The organism is Kribbella sp. NPDC043289, from assembly GCF_056436705.1.
Window position 1 is genome coordinate 184,114 of record NZ_JBWKCB010000009.1, and the last position, 16,793, is coordinate 200,906.

The following is a 16,793-nucleotide window of genomic DNA, read 5'->3' on the forward strand; positions in this document are numbered from 1 at the left end:
GTTACCTAGGGTAACGGCGTCACGGGGAGATTGAATTTGAGTAATCACATCCGCATCGTTGTGGTCGACGGTCATACGCTGTCGCGCGACGGGCTGCGCCACTGGTGACTGCGCAGCCCGACATGTCGGTCGTTCGGGAGACGGGCCTCGCATCCGAAGCGATCGCGGCTGTCGCTCTCGAGCGCGCCGATGTCGTCGTCCTCGACAGCACGCTGCCGGACGGCGACGGGTTGTCTCTCGCGCGGGAGTTGCGCGACCGGCATCCCGAGCTCGGCATCGTCCTGCTCACGTCCGACGGTGAGGACGACGTTCTCTTCCGGGCGTTGGAGATCGGCGTCTCCGCGTTCGTTCCGAAGACGGCCCCGGCTGTCGAGGGCCTGGTCGCGATCCGGCACTCCGCTGTCGCAGCGGGCTCGTTCATCGCGAGCGGCCTGGGTTCGGCTATCGCCCGTCGTCGGGCATCCGTGAGTACGCCGGCTCCCAGGCCTCTGCCACTCGGAGGCGGTTCGCCGTTGAGTCCGCGGGAGTCCCAAGTGCTCGAGATGCTCGGGCGGGGTGTGCCCGTCGTTGCTATAGGCACCACGTTGCAAGTGAGTCACTCGACCGCGAAGACCTACGTCTCGCGGGTGTACGAGAAGCTCGGCGCGACCAATCGGGCGCAGGCGCTGATGCTCGGTCTGCAGCGCGGCTTGATCAGCCGAGACCTACCGGCCCTCCTGTGACCGGCAGCGGACCACGAAACTCGGGGACCAAGCAATTGGAAAGCATCTCCGGGGCTTCTGTAACGGGCTGTAGGCCCCAGTCGATCATGGTGGCAGAAGGTGACTTCGAACCCAGTGGGCGGATGAGTCACGGCGGGATTGCACTGGGGGCAGTCATGGAAACCTCGATCACCGTCGTCGTCATCGACGGCCACACACTGACCAGGTACGGATTGGCGCGACTCGTCGGCGCCGGTGCCGGCATCGCGATCGTCGACGAATGCGGACTCGCGTCCGAGGCGTTGGCACTCGTCGCCTCCACGCAGCCGGACGTCGTGGTCCTCGACGTCGCGTTGCCGGACGCCGACGGTCTCCAGCTCGCCCGGCAACTCCGCGATCGGCACGCCGAGCTGGGCATCGTGGTCCTCACCGCCGAAGCCGGTGACGACATACTGTTCCGAGCGCTGGAGACCGGCGTCTCCGCCTTCGTCGAGAAGACCGCTCCGAACGCCGAGGTGCTCGCAGCGATCCGGCACGCCGCGGTCGCGGCCGCCTCCTTCACCGCCACCGGTCTCGGGCGCGCCCTGGCCCGCCGCGGACAGTTCGCAGATCGGGCCCCGACCGAGTCGACCCCGCGGGCCTGGCGCTCAGCCCGCGTGAGCTCGAGGTCCTGTCGCTGCTCGCGACCGGTCTCTCGGTCCCGGCGATGGCTGCCACGATGTTCGTCAGTCTGTCGACTGCGAAGACGTACGTGTCCCGTGTGTACGAGAAGCTTGGTGCGACCAATCGTGCGAACGCGATCATGGCCGCGATGCGGTTGGGGCTGATCAAGCCGGAGCTCGGCATCCCTGCCTAGGGCTGTTAAGGCACGAGGACGAGGCGACCGCGTACGCCGCCTTCGGCAACCCGTTTGTAGACGAGCCCCGCTTGCTCGAGCGGGTACGTGCCGGCGACTCGCGTCGAGACGACACCTGCTTCGACGAGCTGGGTCAGTTCCTGCAGATCGGCCTGATCGGCGCGAACGAGCAGCTGTGTGACGGTGATGCCGCGCAGGTGCGGCGGCCGCGGACCTCCCTGCAGATGTACGTGCCGCCCACCGTTACGCACGGCCTCCTGCGCGCCGACGCCGACCACCGCGGCATCCACCAGGCCATCCACGCCGGCGGGCACAATCCGACGTACGGCGTCGGCCAGGTTGTCCGCCGCGTCGACGAAGTGGTCGACGACTCCGCGCAACTGTTCCTTGTCAGTCGAGCGCGCGCTGCCGATCACCGTCATCCCGACATGCTTCGCGATCTCGGCGGCGCTGCGACCAACTCCGCCTGCCGCTCCGGTCACCAATATGGCGCCGGGCTGCAGCGCTTTGATCGCCTGCAATGCCGTGAGCCCGTTGAGGCCGAACGTTGCCGCCTGCACCAGTTCCAGACCTTCGGGGGCCCGGACCGTCGCGTCCGCATCCAGCACGACGTACTCGGCATGCGTCTTGAGTGCCCGGCCCAGCAGGTCCGCGACACCGACCACGGCCTCGCCGATCTGCAGCTGTGTATTGGGGCCGACGGCATCGACAGTCCCAGCCACGTCCCAGCCGAGGCCGAACTGCTTGCGGGCGGCCGTCAGACCGAACTCGATCGGCAGCCCGATGCTGACCGCGACATCCACCGGATTGACTGCTGCTGCGGCGACCTTGATCCGTACCTGACCGGCAGCCGGCTCGGGGACGGCGGTCTCGATCAGCTCGATCGCCTCGGGTCCGTCGAGCCGACGGGCAACCAGTGCACGCATGGTGTTCTCTCTCCTTGTTTTGGGGTTGAGCCCACTCTCGGAGAGCTACTCTCTTCTGGGAAGTACGCACTTCGGAGTACGTACCGCACGACGAGGAGAGCCATGCCCACCCGCACCGCAGCGCAACGCCGAGAAGAGGCGGCCCGCGAGTACGACGCGTTCCTGGCCACCTGCCCCGCGCGCCAACTCCTCGACCGCATCAGCGACAAATGGGTGACCCTCGTACTCACGGCACTCGCCAACGGACCACAGCGGTACTCCGACCTGTCCCGTCGGATCGCCGGCGTCAGCCAGAAGATGCTCACCCAGACGCTGCGGTCGTTGGAGCGTGACGGGCTACTGACTCGCTCGGTCACCCCGTCGGTACCGGTCCGCGTCGACTACGAGCTCACGCCACTCGGCCACACCTTGATGCCGCTGATCGCCGCCATCAAAACCTGGGCCGAAACCCATATGCCGCAGGTCACCGCCGCCCGCACCACCTACGACCACGTGAGCACTCCCGCATGACCACCACTGGCGCACCAGGTGCGTCCAACCCAGACCGCCCCGATCTCGAGGCAGGCGAGGGCCTTGAAACGGCTGCTCGGTCTGAGGTGGCGGACCGGCGAGTTGTGATTGTTGTCGTGCCGGCCACGGGGTCGTGGGCTCCGCCGGGGCGGGATCCGGAGGCTTGGCGGTTGGCGCTTGCCGAGGACACGTACGAGGTGGTCGCCGCGCTCGATCGCGTCGAGACAGCGGTCGCGGTCGCTGGTGGTGACGAGTCCGCGGTGGCCGAGGTCAGCGCACTGACCTGGCCGGGCACGCCGACGTACGCCGTCGACGGGGACCGGCCGATCCTGCACGCGGTGGAGGTCGTCGGTCCGGCTGCGGCGGTCGTCGCGGTTTCGCACGACGTACCTGATCTGCCGGGACTGCTCATCGGCAAGCTCTTCCGCGCGCTGAGCCACGCCGACATCGCGGTCACCCCTGCCGAAGACGGTTCCCTGGCCGCGATCGGAATCAAGCGTCCCGTCGCGAACTGGATCGCCGACCTCGCACCTACCTTCGACACACCTCTGTCGGTCTTGGAAGCGCACAAGCCTCGCCGTCACGCGGTTGCGACAGGCCCGGGATGGCACCGTCTGCGATCGAATGCTGACATACCGCGACTGGATCCCGGCCTTGAAGGATGGGACGCGACAAGATCCCTTCTTCGTCACTCCTGACGCGTCACCTTCTCCCTCCCGGCTCGTTCACCATGCAGCGGGGAACTTCGGGGAAGCCCAGCTGATCGCCGATGCCGTTCAGGGGCGGCACCCGACATCAGCTCCCCCTGTCGGCCGCATCGGGGGGATGCGGCCCACCAGGGACAGCACGACGGGGGATCGCACGGGGGATCCGGTGGGATGTCGCAGTCGGGGGACTGCACCAACACACCCACCACAGGCGAAGCAGCACACGGGGTACGCCGTACACGGGGACGGAATGCAGCGGGGACGCAGCACGACGGAGTCCGCAGCGAGCACGGGGGATCGCGGTACGCGCAGGAATGCAGTGCCAACGGGGACGCAGCATCTGGGGTGGTGGCGGTACCAACCGGGGGCGCGATACCAGACCGGGACGCAGCACAAGCAGGATGCAGTACAAGCTAGGCAAGTGCGGGGCGCGGCACAGGCGGGGCGGCATCGCGGGGGCAATCACGGGGACAGCGCAAGCGGGGATGCAGTGCCAGCGGGACGAGGTGCTGGGGGGCAGCAGGGGGTGGGGACTGCGGGGTTTGGTGTGAGGTGGGCCGGTCAGTTCGGGTCGGCCCACGGATGTGCGGTCATGTCCGGGGTACTACTGCCTCGCGTTGGTCGACGCGGTGGTGACGGGTTCTGGCTGAGGGAACGGGTCAGCTGGATGTGAGGTGTTTGCGGGCTCGGGCGGCTAGGGCTTGGACGCTGGGGTCGGTGTCGGCCGGGAGGGCGTTCAAGGGGAACCATGCGAGATCGTGGGATTCCTCGGAGACGACGTACGCCGTGTTCGTGCTCGCGGTGACCAGGAACTGAACGTCCAGGTGGTACGCCCCGGCGCAACCGCCGGCCTCGAGCAGGTGACGGGACAGCTGTAGCGGTTCGGGGCTGACCGTCAGTTCCGGCAGACCTGACTCTTCCGTGGCCTCGCGGAGCGCGGCGCCGGTGAGCGTGGTGTCGCCGGATTCGCAGTGGCCGCCGAGTTGGAGCCACCGGCCGACGGTCTTGTGCAGCGTCAGGAGCGTGTTCTGGCCGGCGCCGTCTACCAGCAGCGCGCTAGCCGTCACGTGCTCGGGACGGCAGCCTCGCCACATGCCATCGGGATGGGCCGCGAGGTGCCTCAGATAGTGCTGCCGTAGCTCTTCCTGCTCAGCGTCAGGCGCACGCCAGCCCTGCAGGACCTCGATCGCATCTCCATGAAGCACCCCGCAAGTCTCCACAACCACCGCTGAGGACCCTGACCGGGGGTACGAGCCCCGGCCCAAGCAGGGGACGCGCCCCGGTTCGAGTGCCGGGGCGCGCTGACTGCTACTTGTCCGGGTTGTTGCCGTCGTCGTCCTTGGGTGTCGGCTCTTCGGGAGCGTCGTCCTTCGGGAGGAAGTCGGTGATGTCGATGTTCGCGAGCTCGCCGGCGTGCTGGGCGAAGCCGATCGGGTCGTCGAGGTCGCTGGTGCTCGGCATCAGGTCGGGGTGGGACCAGAGGTTGTCGCGGCCGTCCACCCCACGGGCGTCACGGACGGCGGCCCACAGGTTGGCGGCGTCGCGGAGCCGGCGCGGGCGGAGCTGGAGCCCCACGAGAGTTGCGAACGTCTGCTCAGCGGGCCCACCGGCAGCGCGACGGCGGCGTACCGTCTCGGCCAGTTGGACCGCCGCGGGCATGCGCTCCTTCGTGGCCTCGCGGACGACGTCGTCGACCCAGCCTTCGACGAGCGCAAGCGTGGTCTCGAGGCGGACCAGCGCCGCCTTCTGCTGCTCGGAGTCCTCGGGCTCGAACAGACCGCCCGCGAGCGCCTCCTGCATGGCCTCCGGGTTCTGCGGGTCGATGTCGGCCATCGCACGCTCGATCTTGCCGGTGTCGACCTCGATCCCGGCCGCGTAGTCGGCGACCGCGGCGAGCAGGTGCTGCCGCAGCCACGGCACCCCCGCGTACAGCCGCTGGTGCGCCACCTCGCGCAGCGCCAGATACAGCCGGACGTCCTCGTCGGTCAGCCCGAGGCCCTCGGCGAACTTGGCGACATTGTCCGGCAGCATGATCGCCTGGCCGGTCGGTCCGAGCGGCAGCCCGATGTCCGAGGAACTCACGACCTCGCCGGCGAGCTCACCGAGCCCCTGTCCGACCTGGGCACCGAAGACAGAGCCACCCAGCTGTCGCAACATCCCGGCCATCGGCCCGGCGAACTGCTGAGCCTCGGCGGGCAGCGCGTTGCCCATCGCGCCGGCGACGTGTTCCGCGACCGGGTCGACGATCGTCTGCCACACCGGAAGCGTGTTCTCCACCCACTCCGCGCGGCTCCAGGCCGCGGACGTCGTGGAGACCTCGGGCAGCGTGGTCGCCTGGTCCAGCCAGTGCTCGGCGAGGCGAACCGCGTCCGCGATCCGGTCGCCGTCGGTGGCCGTCATGGACCGGTCTCCGGCGGCGGAGACGGTCTTGCGGGCGATGTCCTTGGCCAGGTCCCAGTTCACGGGCTTGCCGTCGGTGGAGCCGCTCAGCAGCTGCTGGACCTGCGCGAAGATCGCGTTCAGGTCCGGGGTGCCGCCCGCTCCGGCCGCACCCGAGAACTGCTGGAACATGGCCTCGAACGGCGTTCCCTTGAACGGGTTGTCCGGGTTGTCCGGTTCGTCGCTCATCGGAGGGCCTTCCTGTGCGGGTGGGGCGTACAACTCCAACGTACTGGTTCCGTCGACCAGTTCCTCGCCCGGTGAACGCATCACCGCCCGTGTTCGCCGCAGGCAGAGCGATGAACCGGTGCAGTACCAGGTAGGTGAGGAAGGCAACAGTCTCTCCTGGTGCACGGAACGCCACGCACAGCAGCCCTCGGGTACGCCAGGACGCCGCGGCCGACCCGGGTGGCGCAGGCGGGGATGTGGGCGAATCGGAGGGTGGGAGGGAGAATTGGGCGGTGGGGGATGGGATGGTGTGTGCTGTGCAGGCGGGGAAACGGCCGGAATGAGGAACCGATGAGCGACGCGATCAGGCTGCTGGACATTCGTGACAGCGCGTTGTCCAGCGACGAGGTACTCGCTGCCGTCGCGGATCCGACGGCGGGCGGGGTTGCGCTGTTCATCGGCAGTGTGCGCAACCACGACCACGACAAGCCGGTCGACCGACTGAGCTACGAGGCACATCCGGACGCGCTGGAGCACCTCCGGAAGGTCGCGCAGCGTGTTTGTGACGACCCGGCCGTGACTGCGCTGGCCGCGGTCCACCGGACCGGGGACCTCAAGATCGGGGACGCCGCGGTGATCGTGGCGGTGGCCGCGTCGCACCGCGATGTCGCGTTCGCGGCGTGCCGGCGGCTGATCGACGATCTCAAGGCCGAGGTCCCGATTTGGAAACACCAGCACTTCAGCGACGGTGGCAGCGAGTGGGTCGGCGCTCACTGACCCGTACGCTGGGCCCATGAAGGTGGCCCTGTGAAGGTTTTGGCGTGGCTGGCGTTCCCAGTGACCGCCACACTGCTGGCGATGTGCTGGGCGGCGTGGCGCGGCTGGCGCAGCCGCGAGCCGCGCCGGTCCGGTGGCGCCTTCGCCTCGGTCGACGAGTTCCGCCGCTTCAACGCCGCCCTCGCGGCGCCCGGCCCACGGGCCACTCCGGAACGTCGCCGGGGCTTCGGTCGTCGTAATCATCAGGCGGCCTTCACCGAGAACCGCGGCCGGTCGGCCTCCGCCGAGGCTGGTAACCAGGCAGCCTCCACCAAGATCGCAGGGCAGGGTTCGTGACACGTCGTACCGCCACATTGGTCACTTCGATCGTCGTGCTCGTGGTCTCGCTCGGGCTGGTGACCGCGTTCCCCGTGCCGTTCGTCTCGTTCAGCCCCGGGCCCGTGAAGGACACCCTGGGATCGTCGTCCAAGAACAAGCCGGTCATCGAGATCTCCGGACACGAGACGTTCCCGACCTCGGGCCAGCTCGACCTGACGACCGTGTCGGTGACCTCCCCGGACCGGCAGCTGACGCTGCCGCAGGCGATGCGTAACTGGCTCGACCCGCACCACGACCTGTTCCCGCGCGACATCATCTATCCGCCGGACCAGAGCGCCGACCAGGTCGAGCAGCAGAACACTGCGGAGATGACCGGATCCCAGGACAGCGCGGTGGCTGCCGCGCTGCAGGCTGCGAAGGTGCCGTTCCACACCAAGGTGTCGACGGTCGCCGACAAGTCGCCGGCCCAGGGCAAGCTGAAGCCCGGTGACATAGTGCTGGCCGTCGACGGTCACACCGTGACCCAGGTCCCGCAGGTCGGTGAGTTCGTCCGCAAGCACAAGGTCGGCGAGAACGTCGTCTTCCTGATCCGCCGTGGCACCGCCGAGCAGACCGTCCAGCTGAAGACCGCCGCGACTCCCGGCGAGGAGACCCGGCCGATGGTCGGGATCACGATCGGCGTCGAGTCGCAGGTGAAGGTGACCGTCAACCTCGGTCAGGACATCGGCGGCCCGAGCGCCGGCACCGCCTTCGCCCTCGCGATCTACGACAAGCTGACGCCGGGCCCGCTGCTCAACGGGAAGCACGTGGCCGGCACCGGCACGATCGACGCGCTCGGCCAGGTCGGCGCGATCGGCGGCATCCAGCAGAAGATCGCCGGCGCCAGGAACGACGGCGCCACGGTGTTCCTGGTCCCGGCGCCGAACTGTGAAGCCGCGCTGCAAGCGGACGTGAAGGGCATCCAGCTCGTGAAGATCAGCACGCTGACCGACGCGATCAGCGCGTTGCAGGCGGTCACCAGCGGCAAGGGAGCTGTTCCGTCGTGCAGTCAGTGAGCCACCCGTACGTACCGGCGAACCGAAGGGATGATCGGCCGGCATGGATTCCGTAGGCACGCTGCCCCGTGACGCACTCAGTCGCGCGGTGGTCGAGATCGAGAAGCACGTGAGCAGCGCGGGCTGGGACCAGCCCGCGCAGTTGTTCGCCCTGGTCCCGACCGCCGAACTGCTCCGTGCCGAGCCGAACCTGGCCGCGCAGCTCGGCGCCGACGACGCTTCGCAGCCGCTCACCCCGGTCGCGCAGGGAGAACTGCCCGGCGGCCTCGAGGACGACAACCTGGCGGACGCGCTCGGCCGGATCGAGTGGCCCGACGGGGTCGCCGGCTGCGCGCTGGCGATCGAACGGATCGTGCTGCCGGCCGCAGCCGAAGCCGGTCTCTCCAGCGTCGAATCCGACGCCGAGCTGGCCCAGTTGGCCGGCAGCGACCCGCGCCGGCACGAGGTCCGAATGGTCGCCGCGGTGCTCCGCGAGGGTGACCGGTTCGGCGCTGTCCGGCTCCGCGCCCACGACGAGGACAGTGCGGTGCTGACCGGTGTCGACTTGGTCCCCACGCTGTGCGAAGTACTGTCATTGACATTCGAACCTTCGTCCGGCAGCCGGCCGGGCAAGGGGGTTGCGGTCGAGGGTGACGACGAGGAGAAGCGACCATGAGCGACGGCGTCTACGACATGCCGGACGAGCCGCCCCGAAAAACGCGGCGAACAGGCGGCCGCCCTCGCGCCTTGCTGCCGACGATCGCCACGTTGATCGTCCTGTTGATCCTCTTCAGCGTCTTCACCGACGTCTGGACCCAGCGGCTCTGGTACCGCTCCGTCGACTTCGGCTCGGTCTTCAGCACCGTCCTCGGGACCCGGGTGCTGCTCTTCGTGGTCGTCGGCGTACTGATGGCAGCGGCGGTCGTCGCGAACATCATCGTCGCCTTCCGCACCCGCCCGCGGGTCGCGCTCGCCCCGTCGCCGAGCCCGGGCTTCGAGAGGTACGGCGATCTGCTGCAGCAGCACGGCCGGATCGCCGTCGGCGTGGTCGCGGGGCTGATGCTGATCTTCGGCGGCTCGGCCGCGTCGGGTGAGTGGAAGGTCTTCCTCGCCTGGAAGAACCGCACCCCGTTCGGTGTCACCGACCAGCACTTCCACAAGGACATCTCGTTCTTCGTCTTCGACTACCCATGGCTGCGCGTCCTTCTCGGCTTCGGTTACTCGATCGTGCTGCTGTCGCTGGTGGCAGCGATCATCACCCACTACCTGTACGGCGGCTTCCGCCCGTCCGCGAAGGGGCAGAAGGCCTCGGGCGCGGCGCAGGTGCAGTTCTCGATCCTGCTCGGTCTGCTCGTGCTGCTCAAGGCGTTCAGTTACTGGCTGGACCGCTTCGGCCTCACGACCTCCGACGGCAGACTTTTCACAGGTATCTCCTATACCGGTGACAACGCGATCCTGCCGAGCAAGGAGATCCTGGCCGTCATCGCGGTGCTTTGCGCGTTGTTGTTCTTCGCCAACGTGGTGCGCCGGACCTGGCTGCTTCCTGGCGTCGGCACGGTCGTCCTGATCCTGTCGGCGATCCTTCTCGGTGCGCTCTGGCCGGCCGCGCTCCAGCAGTTGCGGGTGCGCCCCAGCGAGCCGGTGAAGGAAGGGCCGTACATCAGCAAGAACATCGAGGCAACGCGGCAGGCCTACGGGCTCGAGAACAGCGACATCACCGAGTACCCGGCGGCAACCACGGCCAAGCCGAGCGAGCTGACGGCGGACGCCGAGGTCCTCCCGGGGATCCGACTGATCGACCCGACGGTGATCGGGCCGACCTTCGAGCAGCTCCAGCAGGTGCGTGGCTTCTACTCGTTCCCGACGGATCTCGACGTCGACCGGTACAAGATCGGTCAGAAGGTCAACGACACCGTCATCGGCGTGCGCGAGGTTCAGGTCGACCGGCTGCCGGCCGGTCAGCGCAACTGGAACAACGACCACACCGTCTACACCCACGGCTACGGTGTCGTCGCCGCGAACGGCAACCAGCGCGCCGCGGACGGTACGCCGGTCTGGACCGAGAAGGACCTGCCGCCGACCGGTCAGCTCGGTGACTACGAGCCGCGGATCTACTTCGGTGAGCAGTCGCCGGACTACTCGATCGTCGGCGGCCCTAAGGGATCCTCGCCGGTCGAGCTCGACACCCCGGAAGGTAAGAGCGGCGGCGACCCGACGCTGAACACCTACGAGGGCAAGGGCGGCGTCCAGGTCGGCTCCTTCGTCAACCGTTTGCTCTACGCAACCAAGTTCCGGGATGCGAACATCCTGCTGTCCAGCCGGGTGAACTCTGACTCGAAGATCCTCTACGACCGCACGCCACGCGAGCGGGTCGAGAAGGCCGCACCGTGGCTGACGCCCGACGGTGACCCGTACCCGGCGATCGTCGACGGCCAGGTCGTCTGGATCGTCGACGGCTACACCACCTCGGACAACTACCCGTACTCCGAGAAGGTCGCGCTCGACGTCAGCACCCGGGACACCACCACGGGACGCGGGACGATCGCGCAGCAGCCGAGCGAGAAGATCAACTACATCCGCAACTCGGTCAAGGCCGTGGTCAACGCCTACGACGGCTCCGTCGAGCTGTACGCGTGGGACGAGAGCGACCCGGTCCTGAAGACGTGGATGAAGGCCTTCCCCGGCACCGTGAAGCCCAAGTCGGCGATCTCGCCGGCGCTGATGTCGCACCTGCGCTACCCCGAGGACATGTTCAAGGTGCAGCGCGACCTGCTGGCCAAGTACCACGTCCAGGACGCGGGCACCTGGTACCAGAACAGCGACCTGTGGCGTGTCCCGGACGACCCGACCGCGGTGTCGTCGGGCGGTGACTCGTCGACGCATATCAGCCAGCCTCCCTTCTATCTGTCGTTGCGGATGCCTGGTCAGACCGATCCGAAGTTCTCGCTGACGTCGGTGTACGTACCGAACGGTGAACGCGAGAACCTGACTGCCTTCATGGCCGTGGATTCCGAGGCCACGTCCCCGGACTACGGCAAGTTCCGAATACTGCGATTGCCGGGCAACCTGCAGATCCCTGGTCCGGGGCAGGTCTACAACAAGTTCCAGACCGACGAGGGCATCAGACAGGCGCTGCTCCCGATCAACCAGCCGAACAGCGGAGCAAGAGCGCAGTACGGCAACCTGCTGACGTTGCCACTCGGTGGCGGTCTGCTCTATGTCCAGCCGGTGTACTCGGTGCGGACCAGTGGGCCTGGTAGTTATCCCGTCCTGCGCTATGTCCTCGTGTCGTTCGGTGATCGTGTCGCCTACGGCTCGACACTGCAGGAAGCTCTGACCAAGGTCTTCAACACCAGCGTCGATACCGGCGAGGAACCACCCGGGACGAAGACACCTCCGGCGCAGCAGAGCGCAACGGTCAAGCAGGCGCTTGCCGATGCGCAGGCCGCCTACGGTCGGGCACAGGACGCCCTCAAGAAGGGCGACCTGGCCGGCTACCAGAAGGCCGTCACCGACATGAAGACCGCGGTCGACAAGGCGGTGGCTGCAGGAGCCGTGGTGACGCCCACCCCGACACCCAAACCGTCCGGCAGTCCGTCGACACCCGCGAGCCCACCGGCGTCCTCAACGCCGCCATCGAGCCCACCGAGCTCACCCACGGGCTGAGCCACAGGGCCACAGGGGCGCTTCCAGGGGCGGCGACACCGACAGCAGTCGGCGTCGCCGCCCCCGTTCGGTTGCGGCCGCCAGCTCCTGGTTGCCTACGGCATCAGGTGTTGCTCTCCGGATGGAACCCGGCCGCGGTGTCGAGCACGTCCTCGTCGGTGAAACGGTCGTGATCGATCGTCACCTCGGCCGCCACGCCCGGCTCGATGAAGTAGAACACCTCGTCGCCGGCGAACAGTCCGTCGTACCCACCGACCTTCACCGGGGTGAGCTGCCAGGAGCCCGGCTCCTTCTCCTCGTACTCGACGAGGAAGTCCTTCACGGCTTCGAGGTCGGTGAGTTTCTCGCCGCGCAGCGTCTTCAGCGTCAGGTCGACCTTGAACGCGCCCTCGTCGTCGGGGCCGGTCTCCCAGACCCGGCTCTTGAAGGACACGTCCTCCCACTCGTACTCGAAGTCGCTCGGTGCGCCGATGCCGTCGGGAAGGTTCTCGATCACGAAGCCGTCCAAGGTGTCAGCCCTTTGCTCGGTCGATGGAGGTGCGGCGGAGTACGTCGCCGACGGTGCGAACTCGGTTGCTGAGGCAGGGACGGTCGTCGAGAGCCCTAGTGCGGCCAGGACGACTGCGCTCCCGATCACGATACGACGGGTGGACGGCACGACTCGGGAACGAAGCGTTGAACGCGACATGGCTGCCTCCTGGGTACGGCGGCGTCTCGCCCGCTGCGAGACGCCTTTCGTGCCCAAGAAGGTGCAGTGATCACCCCTCGTCCGGACGGGTGATTTTCGAAACTGTGGACAACCGGCCCGTCAGTACCCGATCAACCGGTGCAGCCGGTGGAACGTCTGCCGGAACCCGAGCCGCGGCCAGGCCCGCGACGACAGCAGGTTCGTCACCCGCCAGTCCGTCACGACCGACGTGTAGCCGGTCTCGGCCGACCATTGCAGCACGGCCTCGCCCAGCGCACGGCCGGCGCCGAGCCCACGAGCACGCGGCAGTACGGCGGCGAACCCGAGGAAACCGGCGTTGTCCGGCTTGGCGAGACCGTTGTGCGAACTCGACTTGTCCAGCGAGCACCCGACCGACGACCCGATCACCTGACCGTTGTACTCGGCAACGAACGTCGCGAAGTCCGGGTCGTCGATCGACTCCTCCCAGTCCGCCAGCGCCTCCTCGAGGGTGGGCAGCTCACCGGCCGAGAACACCGGCGAGAGTGCTTGATGCCGAGGCAGTGCGAGGTCGAGCTCCGCGAGTACCGGGATGTCCCCGCGCGCGGCACGGCGTACGACGAGATCGCGGGACGGCGGGATCGGCGCGTCGGGCACTGGACGGACCGCGTGCGCGTGCTGCGAGCCGAGCCCGAGGCGGAACCAGGCGTCGATCAGTTCGGGATCGTCGGGCACCAGCACGTAGTGCGCGGTCCGGCCGTCGTCGACCCACCTGGCCGCGGCGGCGCCGTACAGGTCGCGGATGTGTTCCGGCTCACGTACGGCGTGACCGGCGGACTCGACCCAGATGTTCGGGCCCCAGATCGAGGACGGTTTGGGAGCGGCCAGGATGTAGCCGGTGATCTCGTCACCCTCGACGAGCACCGCGCCGGACGCGCCCTCGCTCTCCCAGGCGGCTGTCACTTCGACGAGCGCGAGTCGAGCGTCCTCGTAGTCCGCAGGAAGCAGGGGATGCCGCTTGCGATGTTCCTGATGCCGCTCGGCGAGCAGACCGGCCGCGGCCGGCAGATCCGCCTCCTCGAACGGCCGGATGACGTGTCGGGACATACCCGGACGGTACGCCGCGGAGCGTCCGGCGAACACGGGTTATGACCGCACCGGGAGCCGATTTGGTTGCACGGCCCAGATCCTCTAAACTAAAGACACAACGACGCGGGGTGGAGCAGCTCGGTAGCTCGCTGGGCTCATAACCCAGAGGTCGCAGGTTCAAATCCTGCCCCCGCTACGGAAGAAGGCCCGGACCATCAGGTCCGGGCCTTCGTTTTGTTGTTGAGCGAGGGTCCGGTTCGGTTTGCAGGGCGGGTTCTGCTGTCCGGAAGGGCCTGTGGCGTTCTAGCCTCCTGGCATGGGGACGAGCAAGGTCGAGTTTCGTGGGCAGTCGTTCTGGACTCGCGATGCCGCGGTGAGCGTCGTTCTCGCGCTGCTCGTTGCGGAGCTTGAGCCGGTGATCCCGAACGAGCCTGAGTTCGAGGCGATGCTGGACCGGTGGGCGCTCAGCGCCGCTCTTTGCGCGACGGGTGCTGTGGACGCAGCGCTGGACGACCACGTGACGAAGGACCGCATCGTCGAACTCATCCGCAGCGCGATTCCGCCCATCCAGAACCGCCTCGCCGGCGACGCCCTGGTCGAGGTCAGAGACCCGGCGTTTCTGCGTCGCGCCGCCGCTGTCGGTGTGGATCCGCCGATCGAGGCACCTGCGGCGCTTGCTCCCTGGGCTCGCGAAGGTCTGGCTGCCGTCGACCGATTGATCGCCGGCCGGCTTCCCGAGGTGCCCGGTGGCTATTGGTGGGTAGACGACCAAGGCCTCATGGCCCGCAGCTCACAGGTTTAGATCTTGCCGCTTGCGGCGAGGCGGAGGGTGAGGAGGAAGGGGAGGCCGTTGGGGGTGCCTAGGCCGGTGGTGGTGTCGTAGCCCTTGGCGGTTAGTTGGGTGGTGTCGGTGGGGTTTTGGGAGTCGAAGACGTCGATGCTGGCGCTGTCTGTGTTGCTGGCTGGGGTGTAGGTGGCGCGGTTCAGCGGTGGCGTTGCCTTGGTGACGGGGAGGACGTCGTGGACGGCTGGTGTCCCGTGTAGGCGGTAGAGCACGGGGTTGATGAAGCCGAAGTGGGAGTGTTGGCCTTGCTGAGCGTCAGCTACGAGGCCAGCGACCAAAGGGGCCGACAAACTGGTGCCTGCGTTGATCATGGTTTGGTAGTGGCCGTCCGCGTTCGTGTAGCCGGTGAGCATGCCGGTGCCGAGGTCGCCCACGGCGGCGATGTCCGGTACGGCGCGGTTCACCACGGTGCGCCCGCCCACCTTCACATGCGACATCGACGCCGGTACGACGCCCTTCTGGTACGCCGGTTGCGCATAATCAAGGCTCGTCCCACCACCGGCACCACCGACACCCAGGTCACTCCACTTGCCCCCGTCGAGAACCGCGGTGTCGTTCGACCAGCCGGTTTCGAACACCCGGTTGTTCCATGCGCCGAGGCCCAGCGTCGTACCGCCGACTACTGTCACGAAGGGGTCGGACGCGGTGGTCGTGAGGCCGGGTGTGTCGCCGGAGGAGAAGTAGAGGCCGACGCCTTCGGCCGCGGCGCGGACGGTGATGGCGTGCACGGTCTTCGGCGGAAGATCGCCGATCGGGATCTGCCAGGAGTTGGAGATGATCGAGGCGCTCGGGCGGTGCCCGTCGCCGATCAGGACCGAGAGTGTCGCGTTGAGGAGCGCCTGGTCCTCGTCGCAGCCGGTTCCGACGACCATCAGCTGGTTCGCGTCGGGCGCCATCGCGTAGACGGCTTCGGAGTCCATCTCGGCTTCGTCGTTGTAGCGGTCGGCGCTGCGCAGGGCTGGACCGCAGCTGTCGCTCTGACCGACGTGGGTCTCCCGGTACTGGCTGGGCTTCGGCGCCGGAAGGTGGTTCCGCTTCGCGTACTCGGTCAGCGTCTGGAACATCGCGTTCGGGGCGGCGCTCTCGGTCATCGCGACCGTCTGCCCCTTGCCGGTGGCGGTCCACGTCGCTCCGTAGGCTGCGCGGAGTTGCCCCGCCGAGTATCCACAGATCGGGAGCGAGGCCTTGGTCAGACCGCGGTACGACGGCCTGACCTGAACCACATGTTGCGCCCAGTAGGAGGAGCAGGTCGGCGGTGCGACTCGTGACGTCTGCGCTGCGGAGGCGTGGGAGTTGCCGAGCCCGGTGACCCCGATGATGGCCGGAGCGAGCGACGCCGGATGGGTGTCGCCCTCGACGCCGACGATCGATTCAACGGCCGAAGCCGGCCCGGACGCCGTCACATAGTCGCGCCCGGCGCTGACCTTCACCTCAAGACCGCCGGCCGTCAGCCAGTCGGAGACGGCCTTGGCCGTCGCGACGGACGGGCCGAACCGAGCCGTGTACGCGCTCGGGCTCAGATAGTGGTGGAACTCAGGACTGCCCGGCGTCGAGACCGCGGCAGCGAATCGCGGAGCGCCGTCGAAGTCAGGCTGCAGCCACACCTGGATGCTCATGGAGCTCGACTGCGGTGTTGCCTCCGCGGAGACGCCTGCGAGTACTAGGGCCGCGCAGCCTGCGGCGGCGATGGCAGTCCTGAGCAAGACCCCTCCACGCTGGGTGATCAATCGGTCACGTTTTGATCACCCTATGCGGTGGGAGGGCTACTTGACCGCGAGCTCGCCGAGCTCCGACCAGTCGTCCTGGGGGACCTTGAAGTTCACGATGCGGGGCGTCTCCACCAGGTGCGGGGGCAGGTGCTGCTGGGCCGCCTTGAAGTGGTCCGAGGTGACGTGGTGGGTCGCGGCGTCGTCGTCGGCGAAGGCCTCGATCAGGACGTACTCGTTCGCGTCGTCGAGTGAGCGCGACCAGTCGAACCAGAGGCAACCGGGTTCGGCGCGGGTGGCGGAGGTGAAGTCGGCGGTGATGGACGGCCAGTCAGCGGCGTGCTCGGGTTTCACACGGAACTTCGCGGTAATGAAGATCATGGGC

The 16,793-nt window shown here is 67.9% G+C and carries 17 protein-coding genes, 1 tRNA gene and 1 pseudogene; 12 read left to right on the forward strand and 7 right to left on the reverse strand.

From position 1 onward, the window contains the following. The first annotated feature begins 122 nt into the window (after positions 1 to 122). The 3 genes and pseudogenes from AC0662_RS37125 to AC0662_RS37135 all read left to right on the forward strand — a co-directional run bounded on the left by AC0662_RS37125 (position 123) and on the right by AC0662_RS37135 (position 1,557). Positions 123 to 722: a response regulator gene (locus AC0662_RS37125; protein ID WP_478306528.1), complete on the forward strand. Its 600-nt coding sequence runs from the start codon at positions 123 to 125 to the stop codon at positions 720 to 722. Positions 723 to 877: 155 nt separating this feature from the next. Then, positions 878 to 1,174: pseudogene (locus tag AC0662_RS37130) on the forward strand (response regulator); the annotation flags it as partial. 203 nt (positions 1,175 to 1,377) lie between these two features. After that, positions 1,378 to 1,557 carry a response regulator transcription factor gene (locus tag AC0662_RS37135; protein WP_478306603.1) on the forward strand — a complete coding sequence of 60 codons (180 nt, stop codon included), beginning with the start codon at positions 1,378 to 1,380 and terminating at the stop codon, positions 1,555 to 1,557. A 5-nt stretch (positions 1,558 to 1,562) separates the two neighbouring features. On the opposite strand, the gene AC0662_RS37140 is transcribed toward AC0662_RS37135, so the two are convergent. Continuing rightward, positions 1,563 to 2,483 (reverse strand): NADP-dependent oxidoreductase, encoded by a 921-nt coding sequence (locus AC0662_RS37140; RefSeq protein WP_478306530.1) that lies wholly within the window; start codon positions 2,481 to 2,483, stop codon positions 1,563 to 1,565. Between the two features lie 102 nt (positions 2,484 to 2,585). Here AC0662_RS37140 and AC0662_RS37145 point away from each other — a divergent pair, with 102 nt between their 5' ends. Both AC0662_RS37145 and AC0662_RS37150 read left to right on the forward strand, forming a co-directional pair. Then, complete coding sequence (locus AC0662_RS37145) at positions 2,586 to 2,993, forward strand: winged helix-turn-helix transcriptional regulator (RefSeq protein WP_452201307.1); 408 nt, start codon at positions 2,586 to 2,588, stop codon at positions 2,991 to 2,993. 116 nt (positions 2,994 to 3,109) lie between these two features. Then, positions 3,110 to 3,691, forward strand: a complete 582-nt coding sequence (locus AC0662_RS37150; protein WP_478306532.1) for a DUF2064 domain-containing protein — start codon at positions 3,110 to 3,112, stop codon at positions 3,689 to 3,691. Positions 3,692 to 4,359: 668 nt separating this feature from the next. Here the strand turns inward: AC0662_RS37150 and AC0662_RS37155 are convergent. Both AC0662_RS37155 and AC0662_RS37160 read right to left on the reverse strand, forming a co-directional pair. Further along, positions 4,360 to 4,905, reverse strand: a complete 546-nt coding sequence (locus AC0662_RS37155; protein ID WP_478306534.1) for an NUDIX hydrolase — start codon at positions 4,903 to 4,905, stop codon at positions 4,360 to 4,362. A 103-nt stretch (positions 4,906 to 5,008) separates the two neighbouring features. After that, on the reverse strand, positions 5,009 to 6,328 hold the full coding sequence (locus AC0662_RS37160) for a zinc-dependent metalloprotease (RefSeq protein ID WP_478306536.1): 1,320 nt from the start codon (positions 6,326 to 6,328) through the stop codon (positions 5,009 to 5,011). Between the two features lie 330 nt (positions 6,329 to 6,658). Here AC0662_RS37160 and AC0662_RS37165 point away from each other — a divergent pair, with 330 nt between their 5' ends. The 5 genes from AC0662_RS37165 to AC0662_RS37185 are packed head-to-tail and all read left to right on the forward strand — an operon-like array spanning position 6,659 to position 12,102. Next, a complete protein-coding gene (locus tag AC0662_RS37165) occupies positions 6,659 to 7,084 on the forward strand; it encodes a molybdenum cofactor biosynthesis protein MoaE (RefSeq protein ID WP_452201315.1) in 426 nt (141 codons plus the stop codon). Between the two features lie 30 nt (positions 7,085 to 7,114). Further along, positions 7,115 to 7,420 carry a hypothetical protein gene (locus AC0662_RS37170; protein WP_452201317.1) on the forward strand — a complete coding sequence of 102 codons (306 nt, stop codon included), beginning with the start codon at positions 7,115 to 7,117 and terminating at the stop codon, positions 7,418 to 7,420. Further along, a complete protein-coding gene (locus AC0662_RS37175) occupies positions 7,417 to 8,457 on the forward strand; it encodes a YlbL family protein (RefSeq protein ID WP_478306539.1) in 1,041 nt (346 codons plus the stop codon). Before AC0662_RS37170 ends, AC0662_RS37175 begins: the two co-directional genes overlap by 4 nt. Before the next feature lie 43 nt (positions 8,458 to 8,500). Further along, entirely contained in the window at positions 8,501 to 9,112 is a 612-nt protein-coding gene (locus AC0662_RS37180; RefSeq protein WP_452201320.1) for a PPA1309 family protein, read from the forward strand. Further along, positions 9,109 to 12,102 (forward strand): UPF0182 family membrane protein, encoded by a 2,994-nt coding sequence (locus AC0662_RS37185; protein WP_478306541.1) that lies wholly within the window; start codon positions 9,109 to 9,111, stop codon positions 12,100 to 12,102. The genes AC0662_RS37180 and AC0662_RS37185 overlap by 4 nt, the downstream gene beginning before the upstream one ends. A gap of 103 nt (positions 12,103 to 12,205) precedes the next feature. On the opposite strand, the gene AC0662_RS37190 is transcribed toward AC0662_RS37185, so the two are convergent. Continuing rightward, complete coding sequence (locus AC0662_RS37190) at positions 12,206 to 12,790, reverse strand: hypothetical protein (RefSeq protein WP_478306543.1); 585 nt, start codon at positions 12,788 to 12,790, stop codon at positions 12,206 to 12,208. A gap of 120 nt (positions 12,791 to 12,910) precedes the next feature. Beyond that, positions 12,911 to 13,876, reverse strand: a complete 966-nt coding sequence (locus AC0662_RS37195; RefSeq protein ID WP_478306545.1) for an N-acetyltransferase family protein — start codon at positions 13,874 to 13,876, stop codon at positions 12,911 to 12,913. Between the two features lie 104 nt (positions 13,877 to 13,980). On the opposite strand from AC0662_RS37195, the gene AC0662_RS37200 reads away from it, so the two are divergent. Both AC0662_RS37200 and AC0662_RS37205 read left to right on the forward strand, forming a co-directional pair. Then, positions 13,981 to 14,054: transfer RNA gene (locus AC0662_RS37200), tRNA-Met, on the forward strand. 120 nt (positions 14,055 to 14,174) lie between these two features. After that, a complete protein-coding gene (locus AC0662_RS37205; RefSeq protein ID WP_478306547.1) occupies positions 14,175 to 14,660 on the forward strand; it encodes a hypothetical protein in 486 nt (161 codons plus the stop codon). Here AC0662_RS37205 and AC0662_RS37210 read toward each other — a convergent pair. Together AC0662_RS37210 and AC0662_RS37215 are read right to left on the reverse strand one after the other, a co-directional pair. Then, positions 14,657 to 16,429 (reverse strand): S53 family peptidase, encoded by a 1,773-nt coding sequence (locus AC0662_RS37210; protein ID WP_478306549.1) that lies wholly within the window; start codon positions 16,427 to 16,429, stop codon positions 14,657 to 14,659. The genes AC0662_RS37205 and AC0662_RS37210 overlap by 4 nt on opposite strands. A gap of 36 nt (positions 16,430 to 16,465) precedes the next feature. Next, positions 16,466 to 16,789 (reverse strand): putative quinol monooxygenase, encoded by a 324-nt coding sequence (locus AC0662_RS37215; RefSeq protein ID WP_452201951.1) that lies wholly within the window; start codon positions 16,787 to 16,789, stop codon positions 16,466 to 16,468. Positions 16,790 to 16,793 lie beyond the last annotated feature (4 nt).

Bases quoted from the DNA above. Each gene is read 5' to 3' on its own strand.
- AC0662_RS37190 (WP_478306543.1), bottom strand. From the start codon at position 12,790: ATGTCGCGTTCAACGCTTCGTTCCCGAGTCGTGCCGTCCACCCGTCGT.
- AC0662_RS37160 (WP_478306536.1), bottom strand. From the start codon at position 6,328: ATGAGCGACGAACCGGACAACCCGGACAACCCGTTCAAGGGAACGCCG.
- AC0662_RS37125 (WP_478306528.1), top strand. From the start codon at position 123: ATGTCGGTCGTTCGGGAGACGGGCCTCGCATCCGAAGCGATCGCGGCT.
- AC0662_RS37145 (WP_452201307.1), top strand. From the start codon at position 2,586: ATGCCCACCCGCACCGCAGCGCAACGCCGAGAAGAGGCGGCCCGCGAG.
- AC0662_RS37165 (WP_452201315.1), top strand. From the start codon at position 6,659: ATGAGCGACGCGATCAGGCTGCTGGACATTCGTGACAGCGCGTTGTCC.
- AC0662_RS37185 (WP_478306541.1), top strand. From the start codon at position 9,109: ATGAGCGACGGCGTCTACGACATGCCGGACGAGCCGCCCCGAAAAACG.
- AC0662_RS37195 (WP_478306545.1), bottom strand. From the start codon at position 13,876: ATGTCCCGACACGTCATCCGGCCGTTCGAGGAGGCGGATCTGCCGGCC.
- AC0662_RS37180 (WP_452201320.1), top strand. From the start codon at position 8,501: ATGGATTCCGTAGGCACGCTGCCCCGTGACGCACTCAGTCGCGCGGTG.
- AC0662_RS37215 (WP_452201951.1), bottom strand. From the start codon at position 16,789: ATGATCTTCATTACCGCGAAGTTCCGTGTGAAACCCGAGCACGCCGCT.
- AC0662_RS37205 (WP_478306547.1), top strand. From the start codon at position 14,175: ATGGGGACGAGCAAGGTCGAGTTTCGTGGGCAGTCGTTCTGGACTCGC.
- AC0662_RS37140 (WP_478306530.1), bottom strand. From the start codon at position 2,483: ATGCGTGCACTGGTTGCCCGTCGGCTCGACGGACCCGAGGCGATCGAG.